Below are 15,004 nucleotides of genomic sequence, written 5' to 3'. Positions count from 1 at the left end.
GACAGCTGACATGAAAATCTGTTTCCCAATACGTAAACGCGATGGACGCGAGTACCGCACACTAGACGAGGTGATGGCGCTGATAGGTCGTGAACCCCACGGCAGCTGGTTAGCAGGCACTAACTATTTATGGCACGGTGGTATTCACCTCAGTAACCTATCCGCTCCCGGTTCGGTACTGGCGCCAGACTCTGCAGCAACTGCGGTGCCCCTGCAGTGCATGGTTAACGGCGAGGTGGTGGCCTGGCGCCTGAACAACGATTACCTGACCGCAAATTACAACGGCAAGACCCTGCGCTATTCCAGCACAATGATACTGGTGAAATCGCTCTGCCAGCCAGACCCGCAAAAAAACAACAGCTGGCTAGAGTTTTATACGCTGTACCTGGGGCTCGCACCATTGTCTGACTTTGTAAAAAGAAAATACATGAAGGCCAAAACCGGTCTGCTTAAGCACCCTGCCGGCGCGTTTGAAAGCAGCCACTGCGCCGACCCGGTGCCGACCATTTCGCCGGGAAAAGGGCAACTGAGTAAAGGCACGCGGATCATCATTTTGCGAACGGCGATGTTCCTTAATCACGGTAAACCGCAGACTTTTGGACTGGCGAAAACCCTGAATGCCCACGGCGAGGAAACGGGAGAACCGTTCTGGGTGACCATAATGCCGGAGTTTATGGAGCCAGATGGAGAACAGTACGCACAACTCCCGGTATGGATGCAACGGGCCGAGGCTCAGGGGATCTATAATTCGCTAGTCAAACCATCAGCCAAGCTGGAGATCGAGGCCGGTGATGCCATTGGTTTCCTGGGTGAAGATATTGCGCCTGCGGGCAAAAGCAAAGTGGATAGCTGCCACTATGTGCATATTGAGGTTCTCAGCACCGACCCGCGAATGCCACATTTTCTGAATAATCCGGGCCAGGTGGCCTGCGGACAACAATACATTCGGGTACCCCCAGATAAACCACTGTATCAAAAAATCGGAGACGGGAAAAATAGCACCTTTACGTTAATGTCGCACCGGGTCGAAAAGGATGGCGGCATCATCCTGCCGCGCGAGAAATGCCACCCGTTTAAAGACCAAAACGGTGCAACCTGGTTCGAAATCAGCCCCTATAGCTGGATGGCACAAGGTGATGTAAAGGAACTGCATCAGTACGACCTGAAAGAATTGGGATTCACTGCGCTGAATCAGAGCCCGTCACTGGATATATCAGAGTCCTTGCGGGAAAACTGGGTGCAAGGCGCATTTAACACGTTCGCAGCCAACGTGATCCCGGACCGGGGCATAGGGCAACAACAGCTCGCCACCTTTTATAAAAACCTGGTCAAACACATCACTGCGGGACGTGGCGATAGCATTTCAGTCGAACAGCTGTATAGCGCCATACATCACCCGACAATGGGGATCAGAGATATCGCTGCCCACCTGATAGTAAAACACGACAATGAATGGAGCGCTGGTAGCCACCATCCGCGCTGGAAAGCGTTTTTCGAGGATTATGACCCACTTCGTATCGCTTATGCCAAAAAATGGCTGGACGATATGCAATGGATGAACCAGGTGGAGTCGTTTAAAAATGGTGATCCGGTATGGCATTTTCATCCGGTTATGTTTTTGGGGGCAATAAATACATCAGATGAGGTCATTAATATTGATGCCTTCCTAAAAAAATATGAGCAAGAACATACAAACTTTGCCCCTGGCACCCGTAAATTATCGCAAAACTGTAAAAATAATATTAAAAAGTTGCTGAACAATCTCAACGATTTTTACTATAGGTCTACCGAGTTTAAACCGAATTTATATAAAATTGCTTATATGCTAGCTACTGCAAGGCATGAAACTTATCATTATACGTCTAGTGAATTTTTTAGTGAAAAACCAGAAATAGGCGATAAAAACTATTTTAATATGTACGACCCTATTTTGGCTGACACACCTAAAAAAAGAAAAAACGCCATAAATTATGGCAATACGGCTCAAGGGGATGGATTTAAATATAGAGGCCGTGGTTGTGTTCACCTTACATGGAAAAATAATTATAAAAAGGCCAGCGATAAATTTGGTATTAATTTTGTCGAGAAACCCGAGTTAGCTGGTGATTTGACACATTCCGTACCCATTATGGTATGGGGAATGGAAAATGGGATTTTTACCGGAAAATCTTTGAAGGATTACATCAATGAATCAAAGGTTGATTATACTACAGCACGTTACATTATAAACGGTAAAGATAATTCCGCGCTGATTGCATCTTATGCAACTAAGCTTCAAGCGATTCTTGAGGAAACGTCAACTATAACCAAGGCATTCTAATATGAAAAAATTTAATCAATTGATACTTATTTCGTCAATGTTAGCTATACATAGTAATTGCCATGCCGGTGGTGATAAAACATACTCTTATGATAAAGAAAAAAAACAAATCACTGTTGTCTCCGCAGAAGGAAAAGCAACGTTATCTTATAACGAAAGGAATGAAGGTAATTCATGGTATTATTTTGACTTTTTTGGTGGAAGCCCAGCAATTGTTCACCAAAACAATTCTCTTGATTCATACACCACCTACTCTATATTGAATTATAAAAATAATAATTTTTTTGTTAATTGCATGTATGCTGAGCTTAAAAGCAATAAAAATGGAGTTTATTATAATGAGGGCCGCTGTGGACTTAACAAGATAATCGACCCAGGCGTTGATTTAACGGACATAAAATTTGATGAAGTTGTAATAAGTAGAATAGACAACAACAATGAACTTGACACATTAGATTTTATCAATGGAAAAAATAAAAAACTGCCCATCATGCTATATAGAAGTCACGATCACTACATATATCAAACGTATAAAACTAAACACGATTTTTTGGATGGAAAACATATAATACTATCGTGTAAAGATAAAACTGGTAGGTGTGAAAGTTATGATGAAAAAACGTGGGTTGTGATACTCAATAAACAACCTCTTGAAGTAGAGTTTAAGAAGCTAAATAAACTAAATGACGAAATATTTTTGAATAACGCCACCCCAATAAAAATATACAACATAAAAAACCAACCATTCCCTCCTTTTCAGGTCATCTCAGATAAAGCCTATTTTTATGACGACTCGTTTAATAAGTTGAAATCCTATCTTATTAAAAAAGATAAGATCACTTTATTATATAAAAATGAAACAGAAAAATGGTGCCGTATTCGATATTTTAATGAAAAAAACCAAAAAATGGATGGAAAAATGAAATGCACTGATTTATTATTGTAAAGCAAGTAAGAAAAGTGCATTTAAAAATAATACTGTAGATAAAATAATTAGCATTAGAGTAAGACTGATAATTAACAAGTAATTATCCAGATGAAATGATAACTGCCATCATGTGCATATTGAGGTTCTCAGCACCGACCCGCGAATGCCACATTTTCTGAATAATCCGGGCCAGGTGACCAGCGGACAACAATACATCAGGTACCCCCAGATAAACCACTGTATCAAAAAATCGGAGACGGGGAAAATAGCACCTTTACGTTAATGTCGCACCGGGCCGAAAAGGATGGCGGCATCATCCTGCCGCGCGAGGAATGCCACTCGATTAAAGACCAAAACGGTGCAACCTGGTTCGAAATCAGCCTCTATAGATGGATGGCACGAGGTGATGTAAAGGAACTGCATCAGTACGACCTGAAAGAATTGGGATTCACTGCGCTGGATCAATGCGCGCCACTGGATATATCAGAGTCCTTGCGGGAAAACTGGGTGCAAGGCGCATTTAACACGTTCGCAGCCAACGTGATCCCAGACCGGGGCATAGGGCAACAACAGCTCGCCACCTTTTATAAAAACCTGGTCAAACACATCACTGCGGGACGTGGCGATAGCATTTCAGTCGAACAGCTGTATAGCGCCATACATCACCCGACGATGGGGATCAGAGATATCGCTGCCCACCTGATAGTAAAACACGACAATGAATGGAGCGCTGGTAGCCACCATCCGCGCTGGAAAGCGTTTTTCGAGGATTATGACCAACTGCGTATCGCTTATGCCAAAAAATGGCTGGACGATATGCAATGGATGAACCAGGTGGAGTCGTTTAAAAATGGTGATCCAGTATGGCATTTTCATCCGGTGGTTTTCTGCTCAGCGTTAAAAGACTGTGACCAATACGAAATCACTGTTGAAATGATTGAGGCATTGTTAGGTCACAAAAACCCATGGTTTACTGGAAAAAATGGGGGAAAACTATTTGCAAAAAAATTCCAAGAAAACTACCAAAATGTATTTGAATTTGATAAGAAAAAATTTGTTTATATGCTTAAAGAGATAATGATTAAATATGGAATCGTTGGTCCTTATCATAAAGCACATTTTCTGTCTCAGTGTTTGCATGAATCAGCCCACCTTGATACAACTATAGAATTCGGCTCTGGGGAAAACTATGATCCTGGACGACATTCCGACGCATTAAAATATGAAAATACAGTGGTTGGTGACAGCCCAAAATATAGGGGAAGGGGACTTATTCAGTTAACATGGAAGAAAAATTATAGACTGTTTTCCCAGTATTCTGGAGCAAGGTTTGTTACGGAACCAGACCATGTCGCAGCAAGCATGGAAAACACCATTAAAGCATCCGCTTGGTTTTGGAGATATAATGGTGGAATCTTCAAGAAATTTAATGCTAATGGAGATATAAATGTATTGATCGATAATGACAAAAATAATGTCCGCTTAATAACTAAAACAGTGAATGGCGGTAACAATGGATTAGCGGAAAGACAGTAATACTTCGATGCCATCAAAAAAGTTTGGAGTTTACAATGACATTAATTAAAAAATTATACCTATTGATTGCCATATATTTTTTAATTATAGCAAACACATATAGCCATGAATTTTCTAGTAGTCCGATAATTCTTGAGGGGTATATAATTCCCGCAGAAATACTAAAAATAGTTAATCAAGAATATGAAAATTTATCAATAATTAACTATCAAGGAATAAAATATTTAGCTGCAACAACTGGACACGAAATTAATAAGTGCTCAGTTTTATTTGAAATAAAAGGACGTTCAATAAACCCTAATCCAACAATAGGGTTAAAAGAACAAATCTGCAATATCTCAATCCATGATGATAAAATCGTCAGTTCTTGGCGTGACTCTGGAAAATGGAATGATGACGTTTATAAAGTAAACTCAAATGGTAAATGGGAATTACTATTCAGAGACTCATGTATTGGTTGTAATCAAGTTAAAAGAACTTATTTTGCCAATGGCAAAATAACCGACAGTGTCTTAATGACAACGGGTGATGACTTTTCCGAAAGGAACAATTTAGTTGGGCAAGTGACAGTCGACAAAACGAGATTATTTAAAACAGATAGCATTGATACGAGGCTGAAATCTTATTTAATAAAGGGTGATGTTTTCACGCTAATTGACATGTCAAATAATGGCGACTTTTACAAAATAAGATACAAGACAGCCTCTGGGAAAAATATTATTTCGTGGATCAAATCCGATGATTTTTCTTTTCAGTAATTGGTGAGATTTAATGGCGATGAGTATTATTAATAATAAAAAAATTGTCATTGTTATTTTTATATTTGTACCGTTTTATTCAGCATCGAATGGTGATAATAAATACAGTGGCACATACAGCAAGTGCATTTCAGATATTTCAAACCATCCAGTGGCTACAAATTATATTAATTCCGAGTTAATTAAGCAAGATAAAATTATAAATGAGATTTTTCAAAAAATAAAGGTATAACTTCAACCGAGGATGGAAAAATTATAGATCTTAATTCCTATATAGAAGATCAGAAGAAAGAGATTATTAATAAGTGTTCATTGTGGATTAAATCCGGAGGACAAAATGGTATTCTTCTAGAGAACCAATGTATATTAGATGAAATTATTTCAATAAAAGTATTTTTGAATAACTTTGTCAGTTCGATAGAGGGTTAAAATAACATCAATGAATGGATATTCTTGTGATCCTTTTTTCTGCTTGCGCCATGTGCCGGGCATCGCGCGTAGCGTTTTGACGGTGGTGGTTGGAGGAATTAGAGGAAGAGTATTTGCAAGTTATTCACAATGTGTCGAACCCTGACTATTTGCACTTATGCAGATAAACTCATTAGTATCATGAAAAAACAGGGATTGTTATGACTAGATTGTTATTATTATTTATTTTATTCTTTTTGTCTATTTCTCTTTATGCAAAAGAAGAATGTGATGAAATAAATGCTAAATCTGAGTCTAGCCAATCGTATGTTGATGGCGAGCAATCAGGGTATATTGTATCTGGTAGCGGACGGTTGTATTTTTACGATGCCCCTGATGAGAAGTGCATAAATAAAAAAATATTTTTAATAAAAGGAGATTTAGTTAATGTCTATGCCGAATTTAATGGTTTTTCTTCGGTGATGTACTTTAAAAAAAATGGTGAAACAGTAGAGGGGTGGCTCAAGTCACAAATATTATTGCCGACAGGAACCGGAATTGGTCCTAAAAAATAATATTTACGGGGCTTGCCCCATATTCAGTAGTGCGAGTATTTTTACTGGAGTTTATAAAAAATATTGAGTTTATATTATTTAAAAGTCCGATATTTTATTTGTACAGTGACTCAAAGTTTTTTTTTATCGTTCCTTCTTGGCATTTTGTTTTTTCTCTCTGGATGCCGTTTTTTTGTACGTAAATCCCAGAGAATATTTTTTCTGATGCTACATTAATTTCACTTAGTGCAGTGACGATGTACTCATGCTCGTCTTTATCGAAACTAATAGTATTATATATGTATGGCCCCGATTTATTAGCCATAATGATACCATCCGAGAACATACCTGGAATATCAGACCTGTATAGATCTTTTTCTATTTCGACATCCTTATTCTGATCTTTTCCGTACGAATAGAATATTCTATCGCCGATTCTGGATATCTTTATTGTTTTATTTCTTACAGTATCGCATTTAAATACCAAAATTTCCTTAGCTGCAACTGTTGCTGTGAGTGAAGAAAAAAATATAGCAATCAATGTGTTGAGTGATATCCCTAATCAGTTCCGGTCAATGAAGAGGCTTTGGATTGATAAGGGACTTGATGGGTTAATAACTCGAAGAGAAGATGAAGCTAAATTATTTGAGGAAGGGTTGTCTCAATGAAAAAAATAATACTATTATCTTTAATTGGTTTTTCTACTTTTGCTTATGAAAATTGCATAAGTGAAAATACTGCCGCGTTGGAAAAATGTTCTCATGATAACTATAAATCGGAGGATATGATTCTTAATTATGTGTATAACAAAATTGTTACATCATTCCCTGAAATAAAAACTGAAGTCAATCGCTCCCAGAAGCTATGGCTTAAAGCCAGAGATGAAATTTGCTCATATACTCCTGATGATGGTGCTGAGTATAAAATAAACCAAAATGCTTGTATGTATCAGCAAACATACGAGAGAAACCGTGAGCTAAAAGCAATAATTACGAAAGAGGCTAATAGCGGTGTGGTTCAACCTATGTCACAGACTAAATGGAATGACTACGTTAAATATCATTGTGAGTTTATGGGTAAACGGTTCTCGGATACTGGATGCAAAGATAGAAATCAGTTTCTTCATTCAGAGCAGTAATGAAATATGAAGTTGGTAGAAAGGATCTTCTTGAGATCCTTTTAATCTGCGCGTAGTCTCTTGCCCAGAAACTTAAAAATCCGCTGAGAGGCGGCTTTTTAAGCAAGAACATTGAGCAGCAAACTCTCGGGACTGGTCGGTAACAGGGGAATTCGATACCAAAACTGAACCCACCGAGTAGCCGCTACGGGCAAAATACTTCAAGTCCCAATGTAACACCCGCTTTACGTCTCCCACGATTTTTACGTTACCAATAGCTACCGTCATTGGCGATTTGTTGTGTTTTTCAGGGTTGGACTTAAGAGATCAGCCAAACAACAACTCGCCATCTTTTATAAAAACCGGGTCAAACACATCACCGCGGGCAGTGGCGACAGCCTTTCAGTTGAAAGCTGTATAGCGCCATACATCACCCGACAAGGGGGATCAGAGATATCGCTGCTCGCCTGATAGTAAAACACGATAATGAATTGAGCGCTGGTTGCCACCATCCGCGCTGGAAAGCGTTTTTCGAGGATTATCACCAACGTCGTATCGCTTATGCCAAAACATGGTTGGACGATATGCAATGGATGAACCATATGGAGGTGTTTAAAAATGGTGATCTTGTATGATCATTTTCATCCAGACTAGGTATCTATAAGGACTTGATTTATGTTTAAAAAAATTGTGATTTTAGTTTCTTTATTATTAACTCCATCGATTGCATTAACCCAGGGAAATATCATTCATGGCCCTTTTAATATTGATAAAAATAGCCGGGTATATATAAAAACAGAAAATGACATCAGCCATCCCGTTGGGTTGTATTTAGAAAGAAATAATAAAAGTTATAAAATTGATTCATATGAAACCAATGGTGATGTCCCTAACATTGACACTTTTTTTTTCATAAAGTTAAATCAAGTAAAAAATATAGTTATTTTGGTCTCTTGGCATCAAAAACATCGTGCTGAAAAAATCAACGGTGATTTGTATAAAACATATGGTTATTCCTATAAAAATCATAAACTGATACCGAACAAATCAATCACTAACGATCCAGAGTTACAAGGACAGAATGGAGATTTTAATGGGGAACATTTACACTTTAAGTATAAAAATGCTGCATCAATAAAGAAATACTTAAAAGACAAGTTTACTTAAAATATCTGCCTTGGAATACAAAATATTCTAACAAGGGCAACATATTCTTGGGGTGGTTTTTTAATGGTTAAAAAATCTTACAATCCTAATAAAAAGGAAGAATAAACCCATATAGTTGGAGAATACGCCACGACTTTATAAATAACAAAATATTATTTAAGTTAGGATTATAAAAATATTCACACGTGAAACAATAACGCACTAGCGAGTTCAAAAAGTGAAAGTTAACGTTAACGTTATTATTAGTTTATTTTCCCTATTATTTTCATTACCTGTAAATTACTAATTTTCAATATATAAAAATTAAATGAGTTTATTAGGATTGAAAAAAGTACGAGTGGAATATTTACATCGACCTTATACGGAGGCAATATTGATACAGGTGCTTCATCACCAACTGGCTGTACAGTAAAGTATCAATTAGAAAAAAATGATAATGGCTTTACAGCCTCATTGATGCCATTTTCTTCAGAATTAATGAGTTATACGACATTTTAAAAAAAGGCGGCTTTATTTGAGTTTGATAAAACCGGTATTATTTTCGTTACATCAAAACCACTAAAAATTTGTCCGCTATCGACTATTTTTCTGGGTATTCCTCTTGACGTCGCGTTTAAGACGCTAAATAAATTAAATGATCAAATGATTTTGAATAACGCTCCCCCAATCAACATATGCAACATAAAAAACCAACCATCACCCCCTTTTGCGGTTGCCTCCGATAAAGCCTACTTTTATGACACATCGTTTAATAAATTGGAATTCTATCTTATTAAAAAAGATAAGATCACTTTATTATATAAAAATGAGACAGAAAAATGGTGCCGTATTCGATATCTTAATGAAAAAAACCAAAAAATAGATGGAAACATGAAATGCACTGACTTATTACTGTAGGGCAAGTAAGAAAACGCATTTAAAAATAATACTGTAACAAAATCATCTACATTGCTGTAAAAATAAACTCCACTTTTTGAACAACTACAGTACAGAAACGGATGTTATTGTTAACAATAAGTTTGATAAAAAAACTCAACTACTCTTATTTGTGAAGTTATGAATTTTATATTTCTACGGTGTTGTTTAGAAAGCATGGCCATTGGCTGTTCATAATAGTCGGTTGACTGGAGATACTTTTTATATTCGCACACTTATCATTATTACGATAAATAACATCTTCCATTTTATTAAAAATGTTATTTATTTTAGCGGTTGACGCTACACATGGGCAGACCCATGAATGACGTCGTTTATGTTAGCCGGTTGTGGGTTATTGACACCGCAGGCAATGGTCACAAATTTATGTCAGGAAATGAGATTACTGAAATAACAGGAGCAGTTATGCCAGGAATGGTTCGTATCGGCGATCAATGCCCCCATGAGTGTGAAGTTCAGTCAGGTGTTGATGCCAGGTGTTTTGGCGTATCGGTGTTGTCCGCAAAGGCGACAACCTGCCCTGCCCGATTAACCGTCATGGGCCAACCACCGTTACTGAAGGCAATCCAGACTATCAAGGCTATCCAGACAAGGGTATTTCTGTTGCCTTCCTCGGTCATAAAAGAGGTTGTCGCGGCACGCTTATTAGGTCGCAGCCCGATGCCGTGGTCAGCTAATCATGCCAGTCAATCTTGATGCCATCCCGGCTAAAGCGCCGGATATCCGCCGCCCCGTCACGGCACGTTGGGTCATGTCAGGTGTGGTGATGTTTCTGACCGGTGTGGGCATGACACTGTGGTTCTGGCCGAGTGAACGCACCGGGGTTAGGTTCTGGTTTAGTGCCACCTGTCTACCCTGGCTGATCTGGGGGAGTGCGTTTGCCTTACGTCGCATAGCGTATCAACTCGAGCGTATCGGTAGCGTCTCATGGAATAAAGAACGCGAGCGACTGATGGCATCAGAGACAGCCAGGGGGCAGCGTTTCGCCTGGTTTATCGGTGGATATCTGATTAATGCACTGGAAGTCGGGGGGATAAAAACGCATCGGGCCGCCGTCAAAAATGTGCCCATGATTGAACCCAGCCTCGCCCGAGATGGCGTCAGTGTGTTACGACATTCAGCCTTACCCGACAGGGGAAAACCGGCCGACATTCTGGCATGTTATCTGGATGATATTTGTGGCAAGGCGAGTCATCTGTTAGCCCAGCTTCCGCCAGAGTTGCCCTGTTATCTGGCATTCGATGGCGGTGAGAATATCGTCGATATCACGGACAGGTTGATTGCCGGCATGGCGTATCCGCTGCGCCGGATCCACCCCCTCTCGGGATCGCGCATTCTGGATCGCTGGCTTGACTGGCAGCATGAGATTCCCGGTGCGTTACTGATTGTCAGTGCACAACTTTATGAGGTTGCACCTCAGGACAGTGGTGAGGCCATCACCGTCATGTTAGTGAGTAATCGCAAACTTCCCAACATGTCTTCACCGGCGATCCGCATCCATCGCCCACAACCCAGCCAGCACGGTGATCTCCCCCACGCCTTACGTCACGCGATGCTATGGGGGAACCTAAGCAAAACCGCGCCCATCCGGGGTTGGCTCACCGGCGGGAAAATAGCCAGTGAGTCGTCATGGGTCCAGGCTTGTGTCACTTTCGCCCCAGCACTGACAGGGCAGCGTACTGTCAATATTGATACTGTCGCCGGTTATGCCGGCACGGCGGCCCTTTGGCAGGCCGTGATCCTGGCGGCCCGCCAGTGCCATGTTGACCAAGAGCCACAAATCGTGGTCGTGGAATCAGCACCTTCTTGTCACCAGTTATGTGCTGTGACGTCAGAAAAATCATCAGGGATTGTGTAAATCAGTCATGAAACTCTCATCCATTATTGGTTCTGTCGCGCTATTTTTAATCTGCATTATCCTGATGGTCGCCGGTATGTTCTGGCACTGGCCGCAAGCAACCGCCGAGGCGACGGGATTTGGGCCTTACAATACCACAGGGATTGCCTTGTGTTGTGCGTGGCTGGTGATCGTTGTCGGGAGTATTGGCTGGGTGCTGGAACGGATGTTCGAACGCGCCGGCAAAGCCGGTCTGCAGGTGCGCTGGCATAAAAATCAGCCAACGCACGACCCCGAAAAAATACCTGAATTTTCGGCTGATAAAGACGGCACACAGTGGGCTGCGACGTTACTCACCGAACACCTTCGCCGGTGTTATGGCCGCCGGTGGAAACATAAGGTCCGTATTCTGTTGGTACAGGGCCAAGACGCTGACCTCGACCACGCCGTTCCGGGGTTAACCCGGGATCAGTGGCAGGAAGGCGACGGTATCGTGCTGATCCGTGCCGGTGATGCGCAGTCGCCACCGGATCAGGCATGGTTGTCAGCGCTGAAACAGGTGCGACCACGCCGTCCACTCGATGGCATTGTGCACGTGCTGAATACCGACTCACTGCCCTTGGCGGTGCAGTGTGATGCCTGGCGACGCTGCCGCCAGAAAGCCGACCAATTGCTGGGCTGGCAGGCGCCGGTCTGGCTGTGGTTGATTGATAAGGCCTACGGCCCAGCGGCAGAAACAGCGCCAGCGGCAATAGGTGCGCTGTTTGGACCCGGCGCAACGGTGCAAGACGCGATGTCTTCTCTTGATGAACTGGTTCCCCGCTTACGCCAAGCTGGAATAGCGCAGCTACTGGACCACTCCGGTCATGACTGGCTGTTGCGGCTGTCTTCCCGTTTGTCCGGTGAACTAAAACCCCGGCTGATGGTGTTATTTAACGGCTTGATGCAAGGCACCGCCCCCTACCGCCTGCGTGGTGTGATATTTAGCCCTGGGCTGGCAGATACAAACACCGAAGCCCATGTCAGGCTAAACTGCCCTGCGTGGCAGGCCGTCGCCAAAGACAGCCAGCGTACCCACGCTAAAAAAATCGCCTTTGACGGGTTACAGGCATCACGTTTGTTCCTGCTGATCGCGGTGGTGCTGTGGGGGACCGGTACCCTACTATCACTGGCGGTTAACCGGGCGGACATTTACCGGACTCAGGACGCAGCCCGATTGGCTGGGGATTCACAACAACCGCTATCAGCGCGTTTGCGTCATCAGCTTATTCTCCAGCAGACGATTGCTCGCCTGCAACATCGTACGGACCAAGGGGCACCTTGGTTTACCCGGTTTGGGCTCAATCAGGATCGAGCTACCCTGGACATACTCTGGCCGCGGTATGTCCGCAATAACGCCCAGTTGATGCGCGATGCCACCGCCGCGCATCTGCAACACCAACTGCATGACTATGTGAAACTGCCGCCGGCCAGTCGTGCCAGAGCGCAAGGAACCCAACGCGCCTACACCCTGCTCAAAAGTTACCTGATGCTGGCCCGTCCGGATAAAACCGACGCCGTCTGGCTATCGAAACAGGTGATGACATCCTGGCCGACGCGAAAAGGCGTACCGGATGGTGTTTGGCAGTCACTGGCGCCAAAACTGCTGGGTTTTTATGCCCAGAGCCTGCCGACGCATCCGGAATGGAAAATAACCCCCGACGCCGAACTTATCAGCAGCGTCCGCCACATCCTGCTCAAGCAGATCGGGCAACGCAATGCAGAGGCGGGGCTCTATCAGGAGATGCTCAAGCGCATCGCCAGTAACTGGCCGGACTTAACGCTGGCAGAGATGATTGGGGATACCGATGCGTCAACCCTCTTTCGCACTGATGACGTAGTTCCGGGCATGTTCACCCGTCAGGCATGGCAAGACCAGGTGCAAAATGCCATTGCTGATGTGGTGAAAACCCGCCGCGATGAAATCGACTGGGTCCTGAGCGACAAAACCCATCAACCAGACAGTGAAATGTCGCCGGAAGCCCTGAAAGCGCGCCTCACAGAACGCTATTTTACTGACTTCGGCAATGCCTGGCTGAATATGGTCAACGGCATTCAGTGGCATGGGGCAAGCTCACTTTCGGAAGCGATTGCCCAGCTAAACCTGCTGGCTGATGTACGCCAATCCCCGTTGGTTGCCTTGATGAATACGCTCGCCTGGCAGGGAAAAACCGGTCAGAAAAGTGAAGGTTTGGCGGATTCGATTGTGGATTCAGCCAAAAAACTGATCGGCCGGGAAAAACAGGCTCAGCACTTCGCACTACGGGCTCAGGGCCCCCGTGGGCCACTGGACGGCGTATTTGGTCCGCTGCTGAGTGTCATGGACGGTAAAGACGGTACCGCCCGTAACGGTAACCTGAGCTTCCAGTCGTGGCTTGCCCGCGTAACACAGGTTCGTTTGAAACTACAGCAAGTCACCAGCGCCCCCGATCCCCAAGCCATGTCACAGATGCTGGCCCAGACCGTGTTTCAGGGCAAAGCCATCGACCTGACGGATACCCGTGACTATGGGCGCCTGATGGCCGCCAGCCTCGGACAGGAGTGGAGCGGTTTTGGTCAGGCGCTGTTTGTACAGCCATTGGATCTGGCATGGCGTCAGGTACTGGTTCCTGCCGCGGGCAGCCTGAATGCTCGCTGGCAGAGCACCATTGTCGATCAGTGGAATAACGCTTTTACCGGGCGTTATCCGTTCAACACCACCGGCAGCGATGCCTCCTTGCCCCTGTTGGCGCAGTTTCTGCGCAGCGATTCCGGGCGGATTACCACCTTCTTGAAAAGCCACCTCGGCGGCATCCTGTATCAGGAGGGCAATCGCTGGGTGGTTGATCCTGCGGCCAGTCAAGGGATGACCGTCAATCCCGAGTTCCTCGACGCGATTAACCAGTTGGCGGGGCTCTCGGACATCGTGTTTACCCAGGGTGATGCCAAGGTGCATTTTGAGCTAATGGCGCGCCCGTCCAGGGATATTGCCAGGATGAAGTTGACGGTTGATGAGCAGCATTTGGATTACTTCAACCAGATAGAAAGCTGGCAGAGCTTCACCTGGCCGGGGAATAGCTACTACCCGGGTGTTCAACTCAGCTGGCGCAGCGTCAATACCGGCATGCGGTTGTATGCCGATAACCAGGGGAACTGGGGCCTGATCCGTTTACTCGATCAGGCACGGGTCACCGCATTAGACAGCGGCCGCACCCAGTTGACGTGGACAACGCCTGACGGTAACTCGCTCAAATTCATCCTGCGCAGCGAGCTTGCCGAGGGGCCGTTGGCGCTGCTGAAACTTCAGGGATTCCGCTTGCCCGAGTTGATTTTTAAGGTTGACCCGGCGGCAGAGAACCGACAACCACCCACCCGCCGCCGCCGCCGCGGGTGAATAGCCCAGATAACCCGTTACGGTACTCGGT

General features: G+C 43.9%; 12 protein-coding genes. 11 read left to right on the top strand and 1 reads right to left on the bottom strand.

Annotation, left to right across the window (positions count from 1 at the left end; all coding sequences use genetic code 11):
- Positions 1-10 precede the first annotated feature (10 nt).
- From SJI19_RS06500 to SJI19_RS06480, 6 genes are all read left to right on the top strand, one after another.
- Complete coding sequence (locus SJI19_RS06500) at positions 11-2,320, top strand: hypothetical protein (protein ID WP_323477452.1); 2,310 nt, start codon at positions 11-13, stop codon at positions 2,318-2,320.
- Between the two features lies 1 nt (position 2,321).
- Entirely contained in the window at positions 2,322-3,266 is a 945-nt protein-coding gene (locus tag SJI19_RS06495; RefSeq protein WP_323477451.1) for a hypothetical protein, read from the top strand.
- Between the two features lie 264 nt (positions 3,267-3,530).
- A complete protein-coding gene (locus SJI19_RS06490; RefSeq protein ID WP_323477450.1) occupies positions 3,531-4,784 on the top strand; it encodes a glycoside hydrolase family 19 protein in 1,254 nt (417 codons plus the stop codon).
- A 35-nt stretch (positions 4,785-4,819) separates the two neighbouring features.
- Positions 4,820-5,542 (top strand): hypothetical protein, encoded by a 723-nt coding sequence (locus SJI19_RS06485; RefSeq protein WP_323477449.1) that lies wholly within the window; start codon positions 4,820-4,822, stop codon positions 5,540-5,542.
- Between the two features lie 228 nt (positions 5,543-5,770).
- Positions 5,771-5,971, top strand: a complete 201-nt coding sequence (locus SJI19_RS24785) for a hypothetical protein (protein ID WP_416347518.1) — start codon at positions 5,771-5,773, stop codon at positions 5,969-5,971.
- Positions 5,972-6,171: 200 nt separating this feature from the next.
- Positions 6,172-6,525 (top strand): hypothetical protein, encoded by a 354-nt coding sequence (locus SJI19_RS06480; RefSeq protein WP_323477448.1) that lies wholly within the window; start codon positions 6,172-6,174, stop codon positions 6,523-6,525.
- 94 nt (positions 6,526-6,619) lie between these two features.
- Here the strand turns inward: SJI19_RS06480 and SJI19_RS06475 are convergent, their stop codons facing one another.
- Entirely contained in the window at positions 6,620-7,045 is a 426-nt protein-coding gene (locus SJI19_RS06475) for a hypothetical protein (protein WP_323477447.1), read from the bottom strand.
- 123 nt (positions 7,046-7,168) lie between these two features.
- On the opposite strand from SJI19_RS06475, the gene SJI19_RS06470 reads away from it, so the two are divergent.
- The 5 genes from SJI19_RS06470 to SJI19_RS06450 all read left to right on the top strand — a co-directional run bounded on the left by SJI19_RS06470 (position 7,169) and on the right by SJI19_RS06450 (position 14,973).
- Positions 7,169-7,642 carry a lysozyme inhibitor LprI family protein gene (locus tag SJI19_RS06470; RefSeq protein WP_323477446.1) on the top strand — a complete coding sequence of 158 codons (474 nt, stop codon included), beginning with the start codon at positions 7,169-7,171 and terminating at the stop codon, positions 7,640-7,642.
- A 654-nt stretch (positions 7,643-8,296) separates the two neighbouring features.
- On the top strand, positions 8,297-8,788 hold the full coding sequence (locus tag SJI19_RS06465) for a hypothetical protein (RefSeq protein WP_323477445.1): 492 nt from the start codon (positions 8,297-8,299) through the stop codon (positions 8,786-8,788).
- Between the two features lie 1,236 nt (positions 8,789-10,024).
- Positions 10,025-10,420 (top strand): hypothetical protein, encoded by a 396-nt coding sequence (locus tag SJI19_RS06460; RefSeq protein WP_323477444.1) that lies wholly within the window; start codon positions 10,025-10,027, stop codon positions 10,418-10,420.
- Positions 10,404-11,582 (top strand): hypothetical protein, encoded by a 1,179-nt coding sequence (locus tag SJI19_RS06455; protein WP_323477443.1) that lies wholly within the window; start codon positions 10,404-10,406, stop codon positions 11,580-11,582. The genes SJI19_RS06460 and SJI19_RS06455 overlap by 17 nt, the downstream gene beginning before the upstream one ends.
- Before the next feature lie 7 nt (positions 11,583-11,589).
- A complete protein-coding gene (locus SJI19_RS06450) occupies positions 11,590-14,973 on the top strand; it encodes an ImcF-related family protein (protein ID WP_323477442.1) in 3,384 nt (1,127 codons plus the stop codon).
- The last annotated feature ends 31 nt before the right edge of the window (positions 14,974-15,004 follow it).

This window comes from Acerihabitans sp. TG2, from assembly GCF_035013185.1.
In the GTDB taxonomy this organism is placed as follows: Bacteria; Pseudomonadota; Gammaproteobacteria; order Enterobacterales; family Enterobacteriaceae; genus Acerihabitans.
This window is presented reverse-complemented; position numbering and strand designations above follow the sequence as displayed.